General features: G+C 70.0%; 19 protein-coding genes. 14 read left to right on the top strand and 5 right to left on the bottom strand.

From position 1 onward, the window contains the following. Positions 1 to 30: 30 nt before the first annotated feature. The 4 genes from DFR31_RS10220 to DFR31_RS10205 form a co-directional block, all read right to left on the bottom strand. Positions 31 to 609: a DJ-1 family glyoxalase III gene (locus DFR31_RS10220; RefSeq protein ID WP_121442588.1), complete on the bottom strand. Its 579-nt coding sequence runs from the start codon at positions 607 to 609 to the stop codon at positions 31 to 33. Next, positions 602 to 1,402, bottom strand: coding sequence for a divergent polysaccharide deacetylase family protein (locus tag DFR31_RS10215; RefSeq protein WP_121442587.1), 801 nt, complete (start codon positions 1,400 to 1,402; stop codon positions 602 to 604). Before DFR31_RS10215 ends, DFR31_RS10220 begins: the two co-directional genes overlap by 8 nt. 1 nt (position 1,403) lies before the next feature. Then, the gene (locus tag DFR31_RS10210; RefSeq protein ID WP_121442586.1) at positions 1,404 to 2,687 is read right to left on the bottom strand and encodes a S41 family peptidase; all 1,284 of its coding nucleotides are present in this window, start codon (positions 2,685 to 2,687) and stop codon (positions 1,404 to 1,406) included. Positions 2,688 to 2,802: 115 nt separating this feature from the next. Continuing rightward, a complete protein-coding gene (locus tag DFR31_RS10205; protein ID WP_121442585.1) occupies positions 2,803 to 3,960 on the bottom strand; it encodes a murein hydrolase activator EnvC family protein in 1,158 nt (385 codons plus the stop codon). Between the two features lie 146 nt (positions 3,961 to 4,106). On the opposite strand from DFR31_RS10205, the gene DFR31_RS10200 reads away from it, so the two are divergent. From DFR31_RS10200 to gcvPB, 11 genes are all read left to right on the top strand, one after another. Further along, positions 4,107 to 4,556: a rhodanese-like domain-containing protein gene (locus tag DFR31_RS10200; RefSeq protein WP_121442584.1), complete on the top strand. Its 450-nt coding sequence runs from the start codon at positions 4,107 to 4,109 to the stop codon at positions 4,554 to 4,556. A gap of 52 nt (positions 4,557 to 4,608) precedes the next feature. Then, positions 4,609 to 5,157: a protein-export chaperone SecB gene (gene secB, locus DFR31_RS10195; RefSeq protein WP_121442583.1), complete on the top strand. Its 549-nt coding sequence runs from the start codon at positions 4,609 to 4,611 to the stop codon at positions 5,155 to 5,157. 17 nt (positions 5,158 to 5,174) lie between these two features. Next, positions 5,175 to 6,173, top strand: coding sequence for an NAD(P)H-dependent glycerol-3-phosphate dehydrogenase (locus tag DFR31_RS10190; RefSeq protein ID WP_121442582.1), 999 nt, complete (start codon positions 5,175 to 5,177; stop codon positions 6,171 to 6,173). Positions 6,174 to 6,180: 7 nt separating this feature from the next. Then, positions 6,181 to 6,642, top strand: coding sequence for a tRNA (cytidine(34)-2'-O)-methyltransferase (locus DFR31_RS10185; protein ID WP_121442581.1), 462 nt, complete (start codon positions 6,181 to 6,183; stop codon positions 6,640 to 6,642). Between the two features lie 89 nt (positions 6,643 to 6,731). Continuing rightward, positions 6,732 to 7,763: a Fe(3+) ABC transporter substrate-binding protein gene (locus tag DFR31_RS10180; protein ID WP_121442580.1), complete on the top strand. Its 1,032-nt coding sequence runs from the start codon at positions 6,732 to 6,734 to the stop codon at positions 7,761 to 7,763. 4 nt (positions 7,764 to 7,767) lie between these two features. Beyond that, positions 7,768 to 9,477 carry an ABC transporter permease gene (locus DFR31_RS10175; protein WP_211328292.1) on the top strand — a complete coding sequence of 570 codons (1,710 nt, stop codon included), beginning with the start codon at positions 7,768 to 7,770 and terminating at the stop codon, positions 9,475 to 9,477. Positions 9,478 to 9,562: 85 nt separating this feature from the next. Next, positions 9,563 to 10,657, top strand: coding sequence for a glycine cleavage system aminomethyltransferase GcvT (gene gcvT / locus DFR31_RS10170; RefSeq protein WP_121442579.1), 1,095 nt, complete (start codon positions 9,563 to 9,565; stop codon positions 10,655 to 10,657). Between the two features lie 79 nt (positions 10,658 to 10,736). Continuing rightward, positions 10,737 to 11,129 carry a glycine cleavage system protein GcvH gene (gene gcvH / locus DFR31_RS10165; protein WP_121442578.1) on the top strand — a complete coding sequence of 131 codons (393 nt, stop codon included), beginning with the start codon at positions 10,737 to 10,739 and terminating at the stop codon, positions 11,127 to 11,129. A 6-nt stretch (positions 11,130 to 11,135) separates the two neighbouring features. After that, positions 11,136 to 12,500, top strand: coding sequence for an aminomethyl-transferring glycine dehydrogenase subunit GcvPA (gene gcvPA / locus DFR31_RS10160; RefSeq protein ID WP_121442577.1), 1,365 nt, complete (start codon positions 11,136 to 11,138; stop codon positions 12,498 to 12,500). Positions 12,501 to 12,542: 42 nt separating this feature from the next. After that, positions 12,543 to 13,043: a thiol peroxidase gene (gene tpx, locus DFR31_RS10155; protein ID WP_121442576.1), complete on the top strand. Its 501-nt coding sequence runs from the start codon at positions 12,543 to 12,545 to the stop codon at positions 13,041 to 13,043. Between the two features lie 68 nt (positions 13,044 to 13,111). Then, positions 13,112 to 14,581 carry an aminomethyl-transferring glycine dehydrogenase subunit GcvPB gene (gene gcvPB, locus DFR31_RS10150; protein ID WP_121442575.1) on the top strand — a complete coding sequence of 490 codons (1,470 nt, stop codon included), beginning with the start codon at positions 13,112 to 13,114 and terminating at the stop codon, positions 14,579 to 14,581. 22 nt (positions 14,582 to 14,603) lie between these two features. Here gcvPB and DFR31_RS10145 read toward each other — a convergent pair whose 3' ends face one another. After that, complete coding sequence (locus tag DFR31_RS10145) at positions 14,604 to 15,491, bottom strand: DMT family transporter (RefSeq protein ID WP_121442574.1); 888 nt, start codon at positions 15,489 to 15,491, stop codon at positions 14,604 to 14,606. Between the two features lie 106 nt (positions 15,492 to 15,597). On the opposite strand from DFR31_RS10145, the gene DFR31_RS13805 reads away from it, so the two are divergent. The 3 genes from DFR31_RS13805 (at position 15,598) to DFR31_RS10110 (ending at position 21,723) form a co-directional block, all read left to right on the top strand. After that, entirely contained in the window at positions 15,598 to 16,695 is a 1,098-nt protein-coding gene (locus DFR31_RS13805; RefSeq protein WP_170153661.1) for an SEL1-like repeat protein, read from the top strand. A gap of 61 nt (positions 16,696 to 16,756) precedes the next feature. Beyond that, positions 16,757 to 18,151: a DUF4139 domain-containing protein gene (locus DFR31_RS10115; RefSeq protein WP_121442572.1), complete on the top strand. Its 1,395-nt coding sequence runs from the start codon at positions 16,757 to 16,759 to the stop codon at positions 18,149 to 18,151. A 77-nt stretch (positions 18,152 to 18,228) separates the two neighbouring features. After that, complete coding sequence (locus DFR31_RS10110; protein ID WP_121442571.1) at positions 18,229 to 21,723, top strand: FAD-dependent oxidoreductase; 3,495 nt, start codon at positions 18,229 to 18,231, stop codon at positions 21,721 to 21,723. The last annotated feature ends 1 nt before the right edge of the window (position 21,724 follow it).

Below are 21,724 nucleotides of genomic sequence, written 5' to 3'. Positions count from 1 at the left end.
GGTTGGGAATGGGTTCGACGGGCCTGCGGGTCAGGCCTCGTGCACGTACTGGCGGTGCTCCGCCGGGCGCTGCAGCGCCTGCTCCACCTCGACGGCCTTCTGCTCGCCGTCCAACAGCTCAATAAGCCGCAGGGCGAAGTCCATGGCGGTGCCCGGGCCGCGGGAGGTGACCACGCTGCCATCCACCACCACCGGCTCGCCGCCGCGTAACTCCACCCCTGGGCTGTCGTCCAGTGCGCCCGGGAAGGCGGTGGCCTGGCGGCCCTCCAGCACGCCGGCACCGGCCAGCACCTTGGGGGCGGCGCAAATGGCGGCGGTGAAACGCTCGCTGTCTGCCAGCTTGCGCAGCAGTGTGTTGACCCGTTCGTCCTCGCCCAGCCGCCGGGCCCCTTCGGCCCCACCGGGCAGGACGACCATGTCGTAGTCGCGGTCCAGCGCCTCGTCCAGGGCGGTGTCCGCGACCAACGTGACACCGCGGCTGGCCTGCACCGGCTCACCGTCCAGGGAGGCGGTGACCACGTCAATGCCCGCCCGTCGCAGCAGGTCGATCACCGTGACCGCCTCCAGCTCCTCACACCCCTGCGCCAGGGGCACCAGCACGCTACTCATGGCTGTTCTCCTCCTCCTGACCATGCAACTCCACCAACCGCGAGACCGGCACCAGCTTGATGCCCGCCCCGGCCAGTTCCGGCAGCACCTCCTCCAGTACTGCCAGGGTCTCCGGGTAGGGATGGCCGATGGCGATCCCGTAACCGGTGCGCTCTGCAAGCCGTACCAGCCGCCGGAAATGGTAGCGGATCGTGTCCTCGTCCCGGTCGTGGTCCAGGAAGACGTGGCGGTCCAGCGCAGGCACGCCGGTCTCCTGCGCCACCTGGCCCGCCACGCTACGAGGGGTGGTGCGGCTGTCCACGAAATAGTAGTCACCCTCGGCCCGCAGCGCCTCGAGGAACCAGCGCATGTTGCCCGGGTGCCGGGTGTAGAGGCTGCCCATGTGGTTGTTGACGCCGCGCACGTGGGGCACGGCGGCCAGATCGTCGGCCACGGCCTGCTCTACCGCCGCCTGGTCCATGTGGATATCGACCCCGCCCGGCCCCCGATCAGCGCCGTTCTTGGCCTGCATGGGCACGTGGAGCATGACCTCCTTGCCGGCGCGATAGCAGGCCTCGGCCAACGGGCGGGCGTGCGGGGTGTGGGGCAGCACGGAACAGGTGATCGGGCCGGGCAGGTCCACGGTGCGCTCGCCCAGGGCGCGATGATCGCCCATGTCGTCGATGATCACCGCCACCCGCACCGGCTCATCAGCCTGGGCGGCCCCGACAAGCCAGAGCATCAGCCCGCACAGCAGTCCCTGCCACCAGGGTCGCTGCCATTCCCGTTGCCGGTCCGCGCCGCCTGTCCGCATCTCAGCGCCCGGTGAAGATGCCCACGCCCTTCAGCAGGTTGAGCGCCTCGTACAGGGTGAAGTCCTCCTGGGCCAGGGTCCTCTCCGCCTCGTCGTCGCGCTCCGGACGCTCGCCCTGGAGGTGGCGCTCCAGCTCGGCCTCGGACATGTCGTCGCGCTCACGCTCCACCCGCGAAACCTTCAGGTCCTCCGACAGGATATCGGGCTGAATGCCCTCGTCCTGGATAGAGCGCCCACCGGGGGTGTAGTAACGGGCGGTGGTCAGCTTGATGGCGCTGTCGCGGCCGAGGGGCAGGATGCTCTGCACCGAGCCCTTGCCGAAGGTGGGCGAGCCCATGATGACCGCGCGGCCGTGATCCTGCAGGGCACCGGCGACGATTTCCGAGGCGGAGGCCGAACCCCGGTTGACCAGCACCACCATCGGGGCCCCGTGCAGCATGTCCACCGGAGTGGCGTTGAAGTCCATTTCGGCGCGCTCATCGCGGCCTTCGGTGTAGACGATCCGACCGTTGCTCAGGAAGATATCGGAGACGCTCACCGCGCCGTCCAGCACGCCGCCGGGGTTGTTGCGCAGGTCCAGCACCAGGCCGCGCAGGCTACCGTCGGCCTCCTTCTTGAGATCGCTGAGCGCCTCGCGCACATCGCGGCCGGTACGCTCCTGGAACTGGCTGATGCGCAGGTAGCCATAGCCCGGCTCCAGCATGCGCGACCGCACGCTCTGCACCTGGATCACGTCGCGGGTGAGCTCGAAGGTGATCGGCCGGTCCTCGCCCTCGCGCACCACGGTCAGCTCCACGGTGCTGCCCGGCTCGCCGCGCATCCGCTTCACCGCCTCGTTGAGGGATTTGCCCTTGATCGGCTCGTCATCGATGCGGGTAATGAGATCACCGGGGCGCAAACCGGCGCGGCTGGCCGGGGTATCGTCGATGGGGGCGATGACCTTAATGAAGCCGTCCTCCATCCCCACCTCGATGCCCAGGCCGCCGAACTCGCCACGGGTCCCCTCCTGCAGGGCCTTGAACTCGTCGCTGTCCAGGTAGCTGGAGTGGGGATCCAGGCTGCTGAGCATGCCGCGCACGGCGGCCTCCAGCAGTTCTTCGTCGTCCACCTCGTCCACGTAGTGGCTGCGGATGCGGGCGTAAACCTCCGCCACCGCCTGGAGCTTCTCCAGGGGCAGTTCCGCATTGGCCTGCTGGCGCTCGGCCCAGACGGTCTGGCCCAGCCCCAGCCAGATGGCCAGCAGTAGCAGAGCGGCGGTGAAATACAGTGGTCGAATCATGCGCATGCCTGCGGCGCTCCTCAGCCTGATGCCTCGCCGGCCGGGCCGTTCCCGGGCGGCGGGTTCTGTTCAGTATTGCCGCAGTTTAACCCTGATGCATGCGGTTGTCAGACCCGGCCGCTCAGTCCGCTTCCGCCAGCCAGGGCAGCGGATCCACCGGATCACCGTCCGCGCGCACCTCGAAGTAGAGCCCCGGCTCACGTCGGCCACCGCTGGCGCCCACCGAGGCGACCACCGCCCCGGCCTGGACGCTGTCACCCTCCTCCACGAACAACGACTCGTTGTAGCCGTAGAGGCTCAGGTAACCCTCCCCGTGGTCGACGATCACCAACAGCCCCAGGCCGCGGAACCAGTCAGCGTAGACCACCTGCCCGGTGGCCACCGCCTGCACCTCGGTGCCGTTTTCCGCCTCGATCACCAGCCCGCGCCACTTGATGTCGCCGATATCCCGCGCCTCACCGAAGCGCGCTACCAGGGCCCCGTCCACCGGCCAGGGCAACTCCCCCCGGTGCTCCCGAAACTGCAGGTCGCGCAGGTCCCGGTCGGGCACCGCGGCCAACTCCTCGGCCAGCTCATCGAGCAGGCCCTGCAGCCGCTGTTCATCCGCCTCCATGCGCACCAGCCGCTCGCCGGTCTCGGCCAGCCGCGCCTCCAGCGCCTGCAGCCGTTCGCGCTGCTGCGCCCGCTCCTGCGCCAGCTCGTCGCGACGGGCCTCGGCCTCGTCTTCGGCGCGGGCCAGGGCGGCGGCCTCCTCCTCCAGCTCGGTTTCCAGCGCCTGCAGGCGCTCCAACTCGTCGATGATGTTCACCAACTCGGCGCGGCGCGCGGCATCCAGGCGCCCGTGATAGGCCAGCAGCCGCTGCAATGCGGAGGGGTCCTCCTGGTTGAGCAACACACGCAGGCCGGCATCGCGCCCGCCCTGCCAGACCGCCCGCAGCTGTTGCGCCAGGCGCTGGCGTTGAGCCTGCAGCGCCTCGTCACGCTCGGCCATCTCCGCCTCCAGGTCCGCGACCCGCGCCGCCAGCTCGCTGCGCTCCTGCTGAGCGGCGCGCAGCGCCCTGGCGGCCCGCTCCACTCGCCGGTCGCTCTCTTCCAGGGCAGCCTCCGCCTCGTCCCGCTCGGATTCGTCCTCCGCCAGGGACTGGCGCACGGACTCGATACGCTCGCGCACGGCCTCCAGTTCCGCCTCGGTGTCGGCGTAGTCGCCTTCGACGGCAACCGCCGGCCATGAAACCAGGGTCAGTAACAACGACAGGATAATGAGAGGCGCTCTGGGCATGGACTTTCCGGTCGTGGGCAAAGGGCACTGCGCGGTGAACAGGAGGCTGGTATCATGGCCGCCCACTTGGCACTCCGCAAGGCGCCGCAGCGCCGGCCAGCGGGGCTGCCGTCCGCGTAACCGGTCGAACAAAAACGGGACCTTTCATGGAGCAGTTGCTGGAATTCATCACCGACAACTGGATGCTGGTGCTGGCGTTCATGCTCATCCTGGGCTATTGGATCGGCGCCGAGATCTACCACTTCAGCAGTGGCGTCAAGACGGTCACACCGGAAGTCGCCACCCAGCTCTACAACCGCGAAAACGCGCTGTTCGTGGACATCCGCAACAACGCCGAGTACCGCAAGTCCCACCTGCCGGGGGCGTTCAACATGCCCTCCACCGAGGTGGAGCAACTGCTGGACAAGCTGCGTCGCAACCACCAGGACCAGCCGCTGATCGTCTATGATGCCACTGGGCTGCAGGCTAACAAGACGGCGCGCCGGCTGGCCAAGGCGGGCATCCAGACCGTCTACCAGCTCAAGACCGGCCTGAGCGGCTGGGAGGGCGCGGGCTACCCCATGGAGCGCGGCAAGACCAAGAAGGCGAAGGGCTGACCCTTCCGGCGCGCTGCACAATCACGGCAAAGACATCACGGAGCAGGCAGAGATGGCAGAGGAACAACCCCAAGGTAACGGTCAGGGCGCCGCCCAGGGCGACAAGGCCCAGCAGCAATTCCAGATCGCCAAGCTGTACCTGAAGGACGTATCGCTGGAGACCCCGAACAGCCCGGAGGTGTTCACCGGCGAATGGAAGCCCCAGATCAACGTCGACCTCAGCAGCAAGACCCGCTCGCTGCAGGAGAACCACTACGAGGTGGCGCTCACTGTTACGGTCACGGCCAAGCAGGGCGAAAAGACGGCCTACCTGTGCGAGGTCACCCAGGCCGGGGTCTTCCAGATCAGCGGCTTTGAGGACGGGGCACGCAACGGGCTGCTCGGCGCCTACTGCCCCGCCCAGCTCTTCCCCTACGTGCGCGAGCAGGTCAACAGCCTGGTGACCCAGGGCGGCTTCCCCGCCATGATGCTGCAACCGGTCAACTTCGACGCCCTGTACCAGCAGCGCCTGGCCAAGGCGGCGGAACAGCGCAAGGCGGAGCAGCAGGGCGAGCAAACCGCGGCCAGCCAGGCCCAACAAGGGCAGGGCTCCCAGCAGTAACCGCCGGAGGGCAGGCCATGAGCAGGCCACTGGGCATTATCGGCGCCGGCGCCTGGGGTACGGCGCTGGCCATCGCTGCCGGTCACGCCGGCCAGCCGGTCCGGCTCTGGGGGCGTGACGCCACCAACCTGGCGGCCATGGCCCGCGACCGGGTCAACCGCCGCAACCTGCCGGACTGCCCCCTGCCGGACCCGGTGCAACCGGAGCCGGACCTCAACACCCTGCTCGCCGCGTGCGACGACCTGATGCTGGTCGTGCCCAGCCGCGCCTTCGAGGACACCCTGCGCACCCTCGCCCCGTCGCTGCGACCCGAGCACCGGATCGCCTGGGCCACCAAGGGGCTGGACGCCGCTTCCGGCGGCCTGCTCAGCCAGGTGGCCGAGCGGGTGCTTTCGCCGCTCCCGCCGCTGGCGGTGCTCTCCGGCCCCAGCTTCGCCGGGGAAGTGGGGCGCGGCCTGCCCACCGCCGTCACCGTGGCCGCCAAAGACAGTCGGTTCGCCGACGACCTGGCCGCGGCCTTTCGTTACGAGCGTTTCCGCGTGTACGTCAGCACCGACCTGGTGGGCGTGCAGCTGGGCGGCGCCGTCAAGAACGTCCTGGCCATCGCCACCGGGGTGGCCGACGGGCTGGGCTTTGGCGCCAACGCCCGGGCAGCGCTCATCACCCGCGGGCTGGCCGAGACCCGCCGCCTGGGCGAGGCCCTGGGCGCTGAGCCGGACACCCTCACCGGCCTCGCCGGCATGGGCGACCTAATCCTGACCTGCACCGATGACCAGTCCCGCAACCGCCGCCTCGGGCTTGCCCTGGGCCGGGGCGAGGAGCTGGAAGCCGCCATCAACGCCATCGGCACCGTGGAGGGCGTGCGCACCGCCGAAGAGCTGCACCGGCTGGCGGTCCGCCACGGCGTGGAGATGCCCATCTGCGAGCAGGCCTACCTGCGCCTGACCGGCCGCATCTCCACCCGCGAGGCCGTGGAAAACCTGCTGCTCCGGCCCGGCGGCCGCCAGGAGCAATAACCCCCGCATGTTCCATATCGTCCTGGTCGAGCCGGAGATCCCGGGCAACACCGGCAATATCATCCGGCTGGCCGCCAATACCGGTGCCCACCTGCACCTGATCCACCCGTTGGGGTTCGAGCTGGATGATACCCGCCTGCGCCGGGCCGGGCTGGACTACCATGAATGGGCGCGGGTCCAGGAGCACGCCAGCCTGGTGGACTGCCTGTGCCGGCTCCGCCCCCGCCGTGCCTGGGCCCTGTCCACCCGGGGCCACACCGGCTACCACCAGGCCCGTTACCAACCCGGCGATGCGCTGGTGTTCGGCTGCGAGACCGGCGGCCTGCGCCAGCATCTGGTGCGCTTCAGCCCCGGCCGCCGGCTGCGTCTGCCCATGCGCCGGGAGAGCCGGAGCATGAACCTGGGCAACAGCGTCTCAGTGGTGCTGTACGAAGCCCTCCGCCAGCATGACTTTCCTGAATTGGAATAACTAAAACCTACAAACAGAATAAGACTTTGCAGAGTGCAATGAGAATGCTTATCATCTCGGTCAGCATCCTCGCTGCAAGGAGTGGCACCATGAAGCTCAAGCGTCTTCTCACCGGCCTGCTGGCCGCCCCCCTCGCCCTGCCGCTGGCCGCGACCCTGGCCGTGCCAGGCACCGCCCAGGCCAGCGACGACACCGTAACGGTCTACTCCGCCCGGCAGGAGCACCTGATCAAACCGCTGTTCGACCGGTTCACCGAAGAGACCGGCATCAACGTGCGGTACGTGACCGACAGCGCCGGCCCGCTGCTGGCCCGGCTGCAGCAGGAGGGGCGCCGTACCCCTGCCGACGTGCTAATGACGGTGGATGCCGGCAACCTGTGGCAGGCCGCCGACCGGGGCGTCCTCCAGTCCATCGACTCCGAGCCCCTGCGCGAATCCATCCCGGAACACCTGCGTGACCCCGACGACCAGTGGTTCGGCCTGTCGGTGCGCGCCCGCACCATCATGTACGCCCCGGACCGGGTGGACCCGGAGGAGCTGTCCACTTACGAGGACCTGGCCGATCCGAAGTGGGAGGGCCGCCTCTGCGTGCGCACCTCGCAGCACGTCTACAACCAGTCACTGGTGGCCACCATGATCTCCCACCACGGTGAGGAGCGGACCCGCGAGGTGCTGGAGGGCTGGGTGAACAACTTCGCCGACCGCCCCTTCTCCAACGATACCTCCACGCTGCGCGCCATCGCCGCCGGCCAGTGTGATGTCAGCATCACCAACACCTACTACCTGGGCCGGGTGCTCAAGGACGACCCCGACTTCCCGGTGGCCCCGTTCTGGCCCAACCAGGATGACGTGGGCGTGCATGTGAACGTCTCCGGCGCCGGCGTTACCCGCCATGCGAACAACCCGGAGCAGGCGCAGAAGCTGATCGAGTGGCTGGCCAGCGATGCCGCCCAAGAGGACTTCGCCGCGCTCAACATGGAATACCCGGCCAACCCCGACATCGCCCTGGACCCGATTGTCGCCGAATGGGGCGATTTCGAGGCCGACAACATCAACGTCTCCGAGGCCGGCCGGCTGCAACGGCAGGCCGCCATGCTGATGGACCGGGTGGGCTGGCGCTGATCCGATGTCCGTCGCCTGGTCCGGCAACGCGCCCCCGCGGGGGCTGACCGCCAGCCTGCTCGACCCGCTCCGGCGGGTCGGGTTCTGGCGGTTTTTTGCCGTCTGTATGGGGGCACTGCTGTTCATCCCCATCGCGGTGACGCTGGCCAGCTGGTTCAACCCGGACATGGAGGTCTGGCGGCACGTCCAGGAGACGCTGCTCGCCGAGATCCTGACCAACACGCTGCTGCTGGTCTTCGGGGTGGGCTCCGGGGTGCTGTTCATCGGCGTCGGCCTGGCCTGGCTGACGGCCCGCTGCGACTTCCCCGGCCGCAACATCTTTGACTGGGCACTGATCCTGCCCCTGGCGGTACCCACCTACGTGCTGGCCTTCGTCTTTGTAGGCCTGTTCGAGTATGCCGGGCCGGTGCAGGGCTTTCTCCGCGAGACCATCTCTTCCGATCTGCGCCTGCCCTCCATCCGTTCCACGCCGGGCCTTATCCTGGTGATGAGCCTGGTGCTCTACCCCTACGTCTACATGCTCAGCCGCGCGGCCTTCCTCAGCCAGGGCACTGCCCCCATAGAGGCGGCCCGGGTGCAGGGGCTGGGGGCCTGGGGCAGCTTCTTCCGGGTAGCGCTGCCCATGGCGCGCCCCGCCATCGCCGCCGGTACCGCGCTGGCCCTGATGGAAACGCTGGCCGACTTCGGCGCCGTCTCGGTGTTCAACTTCGAGACCTTCACCACCGCCATCTACCGCGCCTGGTTCGGCTATTACAGCCTGGCGGCTGCCGGCCAGCTGGCAGCGCTGCTGCTGCTGTTCATCCTGCTGGGCCTGACCGCCGAGAAGATGGCCCGCGGACGGGCCCGCTTTGACCAGCGCCAGGGCGGCGAGATCACCCGCATCCAGCTCCATGGCTGGCGCGCCTGGGCCGCCACCGGGTTCGCCTTCACCGTGCTCTTTCTGGGCTTTCTGCTGCCCGTGTTGCAGTTGATGATCTGGGGCTGGGGCTACCTCGCGGACTTCAATGAGCGCTACCTGGAGCTGGTGGTCAACACCCTGACCCTGGGCGCCGTGTCTGCCGTCGTCACGGTCAGCATCGCCCTGATGCTCGCCTATGCCCGCCGGGCCCAGCCGGACTTCATCACCCGCCGGGCGGTGGGCGCCTCCACACTGGGCTACGCCCTGCCCGGCTCGGTGCTGGCCGTCGGCATCATGATCGTCTTCACCTGGCTGGACCACCGGGTGGCGGACCTGCTCGAGCCGCTGGTGGGCGATTTGGGGGGCCAACTGCTCACCGGCAGTGTCTTCGCCCTGGTGCTGGCCTACGTGATGCGCTTCATGGCGGTGGCCTTCGGCGCCGTGGACAGCGCACTGGAACAGATCCGCCCCAGCCTCCGCGAGGCGGCGCGCAGCCTGGGCGCCCGCGACAGCGAGATTATCCGCCGTATCTACATCCCGGTGCTGCGCCCCGGGCTGATCACCGCCGCCCTGCTGGTGGGCGTGGACGTAATGAAGGAGATGCCCGCTACCCTGCTGCTGCGGCCCTTTGGCTGGGATACGCTGGCGGTGCGGATCTTCGAGTTCACGGTGGAAGGCCAATGGGAGCGTGCCGCCCTGCCGGCGGTCACGCTGGTGGCGGTGGGCCTGATCCCGGTGATCTTCCTGGTCAATCGCACGGTGCGCAAACACCCGCGCAACCAGAAGCCCGCGGCCGCCGAGGCCTTGCAGAACTGACCCCGCCCCCCTGTTCCCGCGCCGGTAATTGGCGCTATAGTGGTCCGACCGCTGGCACAGCCGGATCAGATCGCCAAGGGAGCCCATGCATCGCACGCCGCTCTACCGCCGCCACCAGCAAGCCGACGCCCGACTGGTGGATTTCGCTGGCTGGCAGTTGCCCATGGACTTCGGCTCCGCCCTCGCCGAGCACCGGGCGGTGCGCGAGCATTGCGGGCTGTTCGACGTCTCCCACATGGCCATCACCGACCTGGAGGGCGCTACCGCCTGCGACGCCCTGCGCCTGATTCTGGCCGCAGACGTGGCCCGGCTGGACGACGCCCCACCCGGCAAGGCCCAGTACGGCTGCCTGCTCAACGAATCCGGCGGCATCATCGACGACCTGATCATCTTCCGCCGCGGCGAGGGGCGCTACCGCCTGGTTTCCAACGCCGCCACCCGCGAGGTGGTACAGGGCTGGCTGGAGCGACTCACCGCCGCCTTCGGTCTGCGGCCGCAGTGCCGCAACGACCTGGCCATGATCGCCCTCCAGGGCCCCGCCGCCCCCAACCTGATCGAACAACTGCCCGGCGCTGCCAGGGCGGTGGGGCTACCCCCCTTCGAGGCCCTGGACCAGGACCCGCTGTTCATCAGCCGCACCGGCTACACCGGAGAGGACGGCTTCGAGATCATCCTGCCCGGGGGCGAGGCCGGGGCCGCCTGGGATGCGCTGATCGCCGCCGGGGCCCGGCCCTGCGGGCTGGCCGCTCGGGACAGCCTGCGACTTGAGGCGGGCCTGAACCTCAGCGGCCAGGATATGGACGAGCACACCACCCCCCTGGAGTGCGGTCTGGGCTGGACCGTTCACTGGTCACCGGAAGACCGCGACTTCATCGGTCGCCACGCCCTGGCAGCGCAGCGCGCTGCCGGCGCCGGCCGGCGCCGGCAGGGGCTGGTGCTGCAGGGGCGCGGTATCCCCCGCCACGGACACCCGGTGCTGGATTCCGCGGGCACGCCGGTAGGCGAGGTGACCAGCGGCGGCTGGTCACCGGTGCTGCAGCGGGGTATCGCCCTGGCGCGGGTAGCCGCGGACGCCCGTGGCCCTTTCCGGGTAGAGATCCGCGGCCGCGCCCTGGAGGCGGAGCCCGTGCGGCCGCCATTCGTGCGCAACGGCAAGCCGCGGGTGGACGGCCCGGGTTAGCCTCGCTTACACCGACATGAGCAATATGGGGTGGCCTGCCACCCCGGACCCACACCACGACCAAGGGGATCACCCAGACATGAGCCAGGTACCCGAAACCCTCAAGTACAGCCGCACCCACGAATGGACCCGCCTGGAGGACGACGGCACGCTCACGATCGGCATCACCGATCACGCCCAGAACGCTCTGGGCGACCTGGTGTTTGTGGAAACCCCCACCGTGGGCCGGCACTACGACGCCGAGGAGGCCTGCGCGGTGGTGGAGTCGGTAAAGGCCGCCTCCGACATCTACGCACCGGTGTCCGGCGAGGTTATCGACGCCAATGCCGAACTGCAGGACAGCCCCGAGCTGGTCAACACCGACCCCTACGGCGAGGGCTGGATCATGCGCATCCGCCCCGACGACGCCGATGACCTGGAGACGCTACTGCCTCCCGAGGACTACGAAGACCTGGTGGCCGACGAGGACTAGCGGCGCATGCCCTTTATCCCGCATACCGAGGCGGAAGTCCGGCGGATGCTGGAAACCATCGGCGTCCGCGACCTGGAAGCGCTGTTCGACGAGATCCCGGAGGGGTTGCGGGCGCCGGCGCTGGAACAGGTGCCCCCGGCCGCGCCGGAGATGGCGGTCCAGCGCACCGCCCGCCGCCGGGCCGACCAGGACCGGCAACCGCTCTGCTTCCTGGGGGCGGGGTGCTACGAGCACCACATCCCCGCCGCCGTCTGGCAGATCGCCGCCCGGGGCGAGTTCTACAGCGCCTACACCCCCTACCAGGCGGAGGCCTCCCAGGGGACGCTGCAGGTCATCTACGAGTTCCAGACCATGCTGGCAGAGCTCACCGGCCTGCCCGTAAGCAACGCCTCACTCTACGATGGCGCCACCGCCACCGCGGAGGCCGCGCTGATGGCGGTGCGCCAGCGCCGGCGCGATGCCGCCCACCGGGTGGTGGTGCCGAGGACCCTGCACCCGCTCTACCGCCGGGTGTTGGAGACCCTGCTCAGCCCCCAGCGCATCGCCATCGAGCTACTCGACTACGACCACCACCGGGGGCACCTGCCGGCTACGGCACTGGACGCCATCGAGGGCGACTTCGACGCCCTGTTGCTCCCCCAGCCCAACTTCCTCGGCGTGCTGGAGCCGGTGGACGAGCTGACCCACGCCGCCCGGGCACGCGGCGCCCTGGTGATCGGCGTGGTCAACCCGGTCGCCCTCGCGCGCCTGGCTCCGCCGGGGGAATGGGCCGAGGACGGGGCGGACCTCGCCTGCGGCGAGGGCCAGCCGCTGGGCATCCCCATGAGTTCCGGCGGCCCCGGTTTCGGCTTTCTCACCTGCAGGCGATCGCTCCTGCGCCAGCTGCCGGGTCGGCTGGTGGGCCGCACCGTCGACCTGGACGGGCGCACCGGCTACACCCTGACCCTGCAGGCCCGCGAGCAGCACATCCGCCGCGGCCGCGCCACCTCCAACATTTGCACCAACCAGGGCCTGATGGCGACCGCGGCCACCATCCACCTGGCGCTGCTCGGCCCCGACGGCCTGGAGCGGGTGGCCGATTGCTGCCTGGCCCACACCCAGGCCCTGGTGGAGGCACTCACCGACCTGCCCGGCGTGACCGAGGCATTGTCCGGCCCGCGCTTCCACGAGGCGGTGCTGCGTCTGGACCGCCCCGTGGCCCCGGTGCTGCAGGCACTGGAGCAACAGGGCATTCTGGGTGGCCATGATCTTGCGGGCGACTACCCGGAGCTGGGCGACACGCTGCTGGTCTGCGCGACCGAGATGCGCGACCGGACGGACATCGAGCACTACCGTTCCGCCCTGGCCGGGGTACTGGAGCCCCCGGCCTGACACCGTTCCAAAACCAACCAGACCAACAGCAAGGAGAAGACCATGGCGACAATCACCCTGGCAGGGGACCCCATCCAGACCTGCGGCGACCTCCCGGCCGTCGGGAGCATGGCCCCCGACTTCACCCTTACCGACGTCAACCTGAAGGACGTGGGCCTGGCCGACTTCCGCGGCAAGAAGGTCATCCTGAACATCACGCCCAGCCTGGACACCGGCCTCTGCGCCACCTCGGCCAAGACCTTCGACGAGGCCGCGAAAAAGCGCGATGACCTGGTGGTCCTCAATGTCTCCGCGGACCTGCCCTTTGCCCAGCAGCGCTTCTGTCAGGCGGAAGGCATCGACAATGTGAAAACCCTGTCGATGATGCGTGACCGGCACTTCGCCAAAGATTACGGCGTGCTGGTGGAGACCGGTCCCACCGCGGGCATCACCTGCCGCGCCGTGGTGGTAATCGACGAATCCGGCAAGGTATGCCATACCGAGCTGGTCCCTGAGATCAAACAGGAACCCGATTACCAGGCCGCACTCAAGGCGCTGGACTGACCGCTCGCCGACGGGGCCGTCCGGCGGCCCCGTCGCCCAACCCCAGTTACCGACCCAGGACACCGCCGATGCTGATCTTCGAACAGGCCAGCGAGGGGCGGCGCGCCGCGGCGCAGGCCCCACAGCCCCCGGAACAGGTCCCAGCGCTGCCCGAGGCCTTCCGTCGCCGGCGCCGCCCGGCCCTGCCGGAGGTGTCCGAGTTGCAGGCGGTCCGCCACTACACCCGCCTGTCCCAGCGCAACTTTTCCATCGACACCCACTTTTACCCGCTGGGCTCCTGCACCATGAAGTACAACCCCCGCGGCTGCCACGCGGTGGCCAGCCTGCCGGGGTTCGCCGACCGCCACCCCCTCGCCCCGGCCACCACCGGCCAGGGGATGATGGCCTGTCTGCACGAGTTGCAGGACTGGCTCAGCGAGGTGACGGGCATGGCCGAGACCAGCCTGGCCGCCATGGCCGGCGCCCAGGGCGAGTTCTGCGGCGTGGCCATGATCATGGCCTGGCACGCCGGGCGCGGCGACCACGAGCGGCGCGAGATCATCGTCCCCGATGCCGCCCACGGCACCAACCCGGCCACCGCGGCGCTCTGCGGCTGCACCGTCCGCGAGATCCCCACCGGGGCCGACGGCGACGTCGACATGGCGGCCCTGCGCGAGGCCCTGGGCCCCCGGACCGCAGGCATCATGCTCACCAACCCCTCCACCGTGGGCGTGTTCGAGCGCCGCATCCGCGAGATGGCCGACGCGGTGCACGAGGCCGGCGGCCTGCTCTACTACGACGGCGCCAACCTGAACGCCATTCTCGGCCGGGTGCGTCCGGGGGATATGGGCTTCGACGTCATGCACCTGAACCTGCACAAGACCTTCTCCACCCCCCACGGCGGGGGCGGCCCCGGGGCCGGGGCGGTCTGCGTGGGCGAGCGGCTCGCGCCCTACCTGCCGGTCCCGCAGGTTATCCGCGAGCGCGACGGCCGCTACCGCTGGCTGCACGAGGGCGACCGGCCGGAGAGCATCGGCCGGCTGTCCACCTTCGGCGGGAACGTGGGCGTGCTGCTGCGGGCCTGGGCCTACGCCCGCATGCTGGGCCGGGAGGGCATGCCCCGGGTGGCCGCGTACGCCACGCTGAACGCCAACTACCTGATGGCGGGGTTGCAGGCCGAGGGCTTCCAACTGGCCTACCCGGAACGGCGGGCCAGTCACGAGTTCGTGATCACCCTCCGCCAGGAGGCGAAGGAACTGGGCGTCACTGCCCTGGACTTCAGCAAGGCGCTGCTGGACCACGGCATTCACGCCCCCACCATGTACTTCCCGGTACACATCCCCGAATGCCTGCTGATCGAGCCCACCGAGACCGAGAGCCTGGCCGAACTGGACGCCTTCGTGGATGCCATGGTGGCCATCCGCGAGGCGGCCCGACAGGACCCCGCCCAGGTGCACGGCGCCCCCTACAGGCTGCCGGTAAGGCGCCTGGACGAAGTACGGGCGGCCCGCCAACCCGACCTGGCCTGGCACAAAGAAAAGGACCCCACCGGGGCCTGACGCCGGGCGCAGCCGCCTACGCCTACACCCCGCCGGCCGACGGCGGCCGACCGGGGACAGCACGCAGTGCCAGGGCACTATGGGCTGCCAGGGTGACCAGCAGCAACGCCCCGGCGGCCAGGGTTTGCGGGGTGGGCCACTCCCCCAGCCAGGCGGCCACCCAGACCGGCGCCAGCACCATTTCCACCAGCATGAACAGGCTGACCTCCGGCGAGGTGATATAGCGCGTCGCCGTGGCCAGCAGCCCCAGCGCGAGCGGCATCTGCACCAGGCCCATCAGCGCCAGTACCGCGTAACTGTCGGCCCCCAGCCCCCAGGGGGCGGCAAAGGGCAGTGCCAGTAGTGCAGTGACTACCCCGCCGAGGGAGACCGTGGGCAGCCGCGGTACCTGCGGGAACCGGCGCAGCAGCGTGAAGTTGCCCCCCAGCACCATGGCCGCCCCCAGGGCGAAGAGATCCCCCGCCAGGCCATCCCCGTCCAGCGAACCGGCGAAAACGGCGCCGACGGCGACCACCGCCACCACCATCGCCACCCAGGTGTGCGCGGCCACCCCTTCGCGCAGGAACAGCCGGGTACAGGCAGCCGCAAACAAGGGGGCCGCACTGAGGATTATCACCACGTTGGCGACAGCGGTGTGCATGATGGCCAGGACAAACAGCAGGCCATTCAGCCCGAACATGATGCCGGCGCCCAGCAGCGGCAGCCGGGGTGCGCGCAGCGCCTTGCCCCAGCCGCCCATCCAACCGGCCACCAGGGCCAGCGACAGGGCGATGAACACCCCACGCCAGACGGCCACCTCCCAGGGGCCCACCCCCGCCAGCCGCACCAGCAGGGCATCGAAGCTCAGCGCCAGCACCCCGGCGCCGGCGATCAACATGCCCCGGGCCTGCCGTGACAGACCGCTTACCATGGTCTGGATACCCCCTCCTTACCCCCGACTGCACGGCCGTGGCCGCCGCGCCGGCGGATCCGTATCATGCAAAGGATCAATCGCAAACAGACGGTGCAAACGACCCATGATACTGCCCCTGATACACAGCGGCATGGTCGCCGGCCCCGGCGACACCACGCAAGCCGGACGCCATGCCTGGGAACGCGGCGACGCGGCAGAGGCAGCCCGGCTCTGGCAGCCGGCGGCGGAACAGGGCGACCCGGACGCCCAAGTGGGCCTTGGTTTGCTGCTGGCCCACGGGGAGGGTCTCACCCAGGACCTGGCCGCGGCACGCCGCTGGTGGGAGAAGGCGGCCGAGCAGGGCCACGCCGACGCCTGCTTCAACCTCGGCCAGCTCACCGAGTACGGCCTGGACGGTGAACCGAACCCGGCCCGGGCGGCCGAGCTATACCGCCATGCCGCCGGCCAGGGCCACCCCCAGGGGCTGCACGCCCTGGCCGCGCTACTGTTCCAAGGCCAGGGGATCGCCGAAGACCCGGCGCAGGCGGTGGCATTGTGGCAACAGGCCGCCGCGGCCGGGCTGCCGGACGCCGACAACAGCCTGGGCGTTGCCCACCAGCTGGGCCGCGGGGTGGACGAGGACTTCACCGCTGCCGCGCGTCATTACCGCCGGGCCGCCGAACAGGGTCACCCCCAGGCCGCTGCCAACCTGGCCGGTCTGCTGACCATGGGCGTGGGCGTGGCGCAGGACCTGGCCGAGGCGGTCCGTTGGTGGCAGCAGGCGGCCGAGGCCGGGGACGCCGACGCACAGGTGCAGTTGGGCAACTGTTATCGCGATGGCAACGGCGTGGCCACCGACGACCGGGCCGCCGTGGACTGGTATTGGCGGGCCGCCCGCCAGGGCCACCCGGAGGGCCAGACCAACGTGGGTGTCATGCACGACCAGGGACGCGGGGTGGTGAAAGACCCGGCCAAGGCCGTCAAGTGGTACCACCTGGCCGCCGAACAGGGCTTTCCCCCGGCCCAGTACAACCTGGCCATCATGTACTCCGAGGGCCATGGCGTGGACGAGGACAAGCTCGAGGCCTGGTGCTGGTTCAGCATGGCCGACGATCAGGGCTACCCGCCGGCGCGGGACGCCGTGACCTGGCTGGATGAAGTGATGGACCCGATCAGCCGGGCCCGGGCCGAGGAACGCCTGCAGGCCCTGAGGGGTCAATAAGGCGTAGCCCCGCCCGTCGCCGGCCCGGCGCCGGGGCGGCTTCGGATAAGGAGAACTGCTCGTGATTAAAACCTGGTCCGCCACCACCCTTGCCGGCCTGCTGCTCACCGCACCCGCCCTGCTGCACGGGCAGCAGACCGTCACGGAGAGCACCGCCGACGACCGCAGCGCCCTGTCCATCACCGTCTACCAGCGCGATCTCGCCCTGGTCCGGGAGCAGCGCCAACTGGCGCTGGACAGTGACGGTACCCGCGTCCGCTTCACCGGCATGCCCGGAACGCTGGACCCGGCCAGCCTCCACGTGCGCAGCGAGGCCCCCCTGCGGGCCAGCGGCCTGGACTGGACCCGCGGCAACCTGGACACCGAACGGCTGCTCGCCGACCACCGCGGCCGGACACTGTCGCTGATCCATGACGAGACGGGCCGCCAGATCAGCGGGCGGCTGCTGCACCACGACGACCGGCAGGTGTTACTGGAAACCGACCGCGGCGCCGAGACCGTCCCACTGAATGACCACTGGCGGATCCGCTTCAGCGACCTGCCGACGCACCGCCACCCCCTGCCCGCGCTCACCCTGGACCTGACGCCGGAACAGGCCGGCGAGCAGCCGGTGGACCTGGCCTACCTTACCGGCGGCCTGTCCTGGTCGGCCCGCCACACCGCTACCCTGGACGAGGCCGGGGAGCAGCTCCGGCTGGAATCCCTGGCCGCCATCGACAACAACAGCGGGACCAACTGGGTGGACGCGCGGCTGCAGCTGCTCGCCGGCGACACCCACGGCGAGGAACGCCCGGTGCAACCCATGGCGCTGCGCAGCCAACTGGCCGAGGCCGAAACCGTGGAGCGCGAGGCGCTGGCCGGCTACCACCTGTACACGCTGCCCGACCCGGTCACCCTGCGCGACGGGGAGACCCGCCTGGCCACTCTGTCCGAGTCCCGCAGCGTGCCGGTAGAGCAGCAGTGGGTCAGCCGCGGCCAGGCCCAGCAGCGCCTCTCCGATCCCCGGCCCCAGGGGGTGAGCCACCGCCTGGTCTTCGACAACGGCGCACGGGGTGAGGGCAGCCCCATGCCCGCAGGCCCCATGCAGGTCTACGGCCCGGACGCCGAGGGCGAGCTGCACTACCTGGGCGAACAACGCCTCGACGCCACCCCGGCCGGCCAGACCGTGAGACTGGATATCGGCCGCAGCTTTGACATCACGGCCGAGCGCACGCCGGTCGAATGGCGGCGGCTGGATGATCGCGGCGGTTTTGAGGCCGAGTGGCGCATCCAGGTGGACAACGCCACCGACGAGACCGTTGCCGTGCTTCTGGAAGAGCAGCTGGACGGCGACTGGGAGATCCTGGACGAGAGCAGCGAGCATGAGCGAGTCTCGGCCCGGCTGGCCCGCTGGTCGCTGGAAGTCCCCGCCGAGGACAGCGCCGAGCTGCGCTACCGGGTGGAAGTCCGCCGTTAGCCGCGTTAATCTGCGGTGTTCCGCCACACGGGGTGCCCGCCGGCACCCCGGCCCTCCACAGCACACCGCAGGGACCCATGATCAGCCTCAACCAACACCTGGAGAACGCCGGCCTCGATTTCGCCCGTCTGCAGACCCCGGAGGGTCTGGCCGAACTGGACCGCCGCTTTCTCGACTGGCTGGGTGAGCGCGATGCCGAGTTGCGCGACCGGCTGCTGGCTACTCGCGACCGCTCCCCCGAGGCCACACCGGCCTACAGCGGCCTGCTACTGGCTGTCGCCCCCCACCTGGAGCAGTGGCTGGCGGGGCTTTTCGGTATCACCGAGCCGCTGACCCGCCGGCGCGCGGAGCTGGCCGCCGACGATGTCATCGTCGACTTCAAACGTGAGTTCGTCCAGAAGCGGGCCCGCAAGGCCCGGCCGGAGGACGACTTCACCACCCTGGACGCGGAGCTGACCGCCGCCCTGCGCCGGGCCGGCCTGCCCACCGATCTCGACGAGGAACTGGCCGTGGCCCGCTACGGGCTGAACCTGTTGGGCGACCAGCAGACCCATGAACAGGCCATCCGCCAGCTGGCCGACTGGTGCGCCCGCGCCCTGGAAACCCCCGAGGGCCGCGCCCGGGTGGCTGGCTGGTCCGCCTTCCGTCTGCCTCGCAAGGTGGACCACGCCCGTCTGGTGCCCCTGCGCCGCGCCGACCTGCCCGGGGCCCCCCGGCTGGAGGCCACCGAGGCCGACCGGCGCAACCGTGACGGCTTCAGCCTGACCGATGCACGCATGTCCGCCCGTGATGTGCACGCCGAGGCGCACTACTGCGTGCTCTGCCACGACCACGCGGGCGACTTCTGCTCCCGCGGCTTCCCCGAGAAGAAAAAGCAGCCGGAGCTGGGCTTTCGCCAGGACCCGCTGGGCAACACCCTCACCGGCTGCCCGCTGGAGGAGAAGATCGGCGAGATGAATGCCCTGCGCCGGGAGGGCCGGGTGATCGCCGCCCTGGCCATGATCATGGTGGACAACCCCATGGTCCCGGCCACCGGTCACCGCATCTGCAACGACTGCATGAAATCCTGCATCTACCAGAAGCAGGACCCGGTCGACATCCCGCAGGCGGAAACCGGCGTGCTCACCGAGGTGCTGGACCTGCCCTGGGGGGTTGAACTCTACCACCTGCTGGCACGCTGGAACCCGCTGCGGCCCCAGCAGTACCTGCAACAGCCCCACAACGGCCGCCGCGTGCTGGTGGCCGGCATGGGGCCCGCCGGCTTCACCATGGCCCACCACCTGACCATGGCCGGCTGCAAGGTGGTCGGCATTGACGGCCTGAAGGTGGAGCCGCTGCCCGAGGACATCCTGAAGGGCCCGGTGCGCGACTGGGGCCAGCTGGCCGAGGACCTGGACGAGCGCATCCTGCTCGGTTTCGGCGGGGTGGCCGAGTACGGCATCACCGTCCGCTGGGACAAGAACTTCCTCAAACTCATCTACCTCACCCTGGCCCGGCGCCAGACCTTCAGTGTCCACGGCGGCGTGCGCCTGGGGGGCACCCTCACCCTGGAGGATGCCTGGGAGCAGGGCTTCGACCACGTCTGCGTGGCCACCGGCGCCGGCTACCCGCGGGTTATCCCCATGGGCAACTCGCTGGCCCGGGGCATGCGCCAGGCCAACGACTTCCTGATGGCGCTGCAGCTCACCGGCGCCGGCAAGATGAGCTCCATCGCCACCCTGCAGGTGCGTCTGCCGGCGGTGGTCATCGGCGGCGGGCTCACCGGCGTGGACACCGCCACCGAGGTGCAGGCCTATTACATCCGCCAGGTGGAAAAGGTGCTCTGGCGCTACGAGACCCTGGTAGCGGAGCGCGGCGAGGAGGCCGTGCGCGGCCGGCTGGGCGAGGAGGACCAGACCATCCTGGACGAGTTCCTGGCCCACGGCCGGGCGGCCCGCGAGGAACGGGAGCGGGCTGCAGCCGAGGACCGTGAACCGGACTTCGTACCGCTCATCCAGCAATGGGGCGGGGTCACCATCGCCTACCGCAAGGGCATGAACGCCTCCCCCGCCTACACCCGTAACCACGAGGAGCTGCGGGCGGCCACCGAGGAGGGGCTTTACTACGCCGAGGGGCTGGACCCGATCCACGCCCGGCTGGACGAGCACCAGCACATCCGCAGCCTGGTCTGCCGCCAGATGAAGCATGATGCGGGGCGCTGGTTCACCACCAACAACGAGGTGGAGCTGCCCGCCCGCTCGGTGTTCGTGGCCGCCGGCACCGTGCCCAACACCATCTACGAGCATGAACACCCAGGCAGCCTGGAGCTGGAGGACAACCACTACCGCACCCACGCCTTCCACAGCGAGGGGCTGCAGCCGGTACAGAAGGCGGAGCACGTCAAATCCCCCGAGGTGGGCCCCTTTACCGGCTACCGCCGCCAGGGCCGGACGGTGACCTTCCTGGGCGACACCCACCCCGTCTACCAGGGGAGCGTGGTGCGTGCCATCGCCTCGGCCCGTGACAGCTGGCCGGAGGTCATGAAGGCCCTGGACAGCCTGCCGGCCCGGGTGCCCAACCCCGACCCCACCGCCTTCCAGCTCCGTATCAGTGACCTGCTGCGCGCCGAGGTGGTGTCGGTCAACCGCGACAACCCGGCGGTCACCGAGCTCTGGGTGCGCGCCCCGGCCGCTGCGCGGCGCTTCCGCCCGGGGCAGTTCTTCCGCCTGCAGACCTACGAGAGCTACTCGCCGCTGGTGGCCGGCACCCGGCTGCAGGTACCCATCCTCACCGTCTCCGGGACCGGTATCGACGGCGACTGCATCCGCCTGATGGTCTTCCAGTGGGGGGCGGGGCCGCGCATCGCCGGGCGGCTGCAACCGGGCGACCCGGTGGTGCTGATGGGGCCCACCGGCGCCGCCACCGACATCCCGTCCAACGAGACCGTGCTGGTGGTGGCCGGGCGCTGGGGGGCGGCGGTGATGCACGACATCGGCTCGGCCCTGCGCGCCGCCGGCAATCGCGTGCTCTACCTGGCCGCCTTCGGCTCACCCCGCGACGTGGACCACCAGGAGGAGCTGGAGGCCGGTGCCGACCAGATCATCTGGTGCACGGCCGGTGAAGCGCTCATCCCGGCCCGGCGCCCCGGCGACTGCGCGGTGCAGGCCACGGACATGCTGGACGTGCTGCGCCGCTACGGCGATGGCGAGATCCAGCCCGCCGAGGGGCGCGGCCTCCCGCTGTCCTCGGTAGACCGCATCCTGGTGATGGGCGGGACCGGCCTGCTCAAGGGCTTCCAGGCCGCGTTGGAGGACCACCTGGGCGGCCGGCTGGCCCCCGGGGTGCAGGCCCACGGCACCGTGGGCAGCCCCATGCAGTGCATGCTCAAGGGCGTCTGCGCCCAGTGCCTGCAATGGCAGGTGGACCCGGAGACCGGCAAGCGCACCCGGCCGGTGTTCTCCTGCGCCGAGCAGGATCAGCCCCTGGCCTGGATCGACCTGGACAACCTGGCTGCCCGCCAGCAGCAGAACCGGTTGCTGGATCAGCTCACCGGGCAGTGGGTGGACTATGTTCTGAAGCAGGCCGAGAGCTGAT

It is taken from the genome of Alkalispirillum mobile, from assembly GCF_003664325.1.
Lineage (GTDB): Bacteria > Pseudomonadota > Gammaproteobacteria > Nitrococcales > Halorhodospiraceae > Alkalilimnicola > Alkalilimnicola mobilis.
This window is presented reverse-complemented; position numbering and strand designations above follow the sequence as displayed.

Coding starts and splice junctions, on each gene's coding strand:
- gcvT (WP_121442579.1), top strand. CDS start 9,563: ATGCATCGCACGCCGCTCTACCGCCGCCACCAGCAAGCCGACGCCCGA.
- DFR31_RS10185 (WP_121442581.1), top strand. CDS start 6,181: ATGTTCCATATCGTCCTGGTCGAGCCGGAGATCCCGGGCAACACCGGC.
- DFR31_RS10220 (WP_121442588.1), bottom strand. CDS start 609: ATGAGTAGCGTGCTGGTGCCCCTGGCGCAGGGGTGTGAGGAGCTGGAG.
- DFR31_RS10205 (WP_121442585.1), bottom strand. CDS start 3,960: ATGCCCAGAGCGCCTCTCATTATCCTGTCGTTGTTACTGACCCTGGTT.
- DFR31_RS10145 (WP_121442574.1), bottom strand. CDS start 15,491: ATGGTAAGCGGTCTGTCACGGCAGGCCCGGGGCATGTTGATCGCCGGC.
- DFR31_RS10110 (WP_121442571.1), top strand. CDS start 18,229: ATGATCAGCCTCAACCAACACCTGGAGAACGCCGGCCTCGATTTCGCC.
- tpx (WP_121442576.1), top strand. CDS start 12,543: ATGGCGACAATCACCCTGGCAGGGGACCCCATCCAGACCTGCGGCGAC.
- DFR31_RS10210 (WP_121442586.1), bottom strand. CDS start 2,687: ATGCGCATGATTCGACCACTGTATTTCACCGCCGCTCTGCTACTGCTG.
- DFR31_RS10200 (WP_121442584.1), top strand. CDS start 4,107: ATGGAGCAGTTGCTGGAATTCATCACCGACAACTGGATGCTGGTGCTG.
- DFR31_RS10215 (WP_121442587.1), bottom strand. CDS start 1,402: ATGCGGACAGGCGGCGCGGACCGGCAACGGGAATGGCAGCGACCCTGG.
- gcvPA (WP_121442577.1), top strand. CDS start 11,136: ATGCCCTTTATCCCGCATACCGAGGCGGAAGTCCGGCGGATGCTGGAA.
- DFR31_RS10175 (WP_211328292.1), top strand. CDS start 7,768: ATGTCCGTCGCCTGGTCCGGCAACGCGCCCCCGCGGGGGCTGACCGCC.
- DFR31_RS13805 (WP_170153661.1), top strand. CDS start 15,598: ATGATACTGCCCCTGATACACAGCGGCATGGTCGCCGGCCCCGGCGAC.
- gcvH (WP_121442578.1), top strand. CDS start 10,737: ATGAGCCAGGTACCCGAAACCCTCAAGTACAGCCGCACCCACGAATGG.
- gcvPB (WP_121442575.1), top strand. CDS start 13,112: ATGCTGATCTTCGAACAGGCCAGCGAGGGGCGGCGCGCCGCGGCGCAG.
- secB (WP_121442583.1), top strand. CDS start 4,609: ATGGCAGAGGAACAACCCCAAGGTAACGGTCAGGGCGCCGCCCAGGGC.
- DFR31_RS10180 (WP_121442580.1), top strand. CDS start 6,732: ATGAAGCTCAAGCGTCTTCTCACCGGCCTGCTGGCCGCCCCCCTCGCC.
- DFR31_RS10190 (WP_121442582.1), top strand. CDS start 5,175: ATGAGCAGGCCACTGGGCATTATCGGCGCCGGCGCCTGGGGTACGGCG.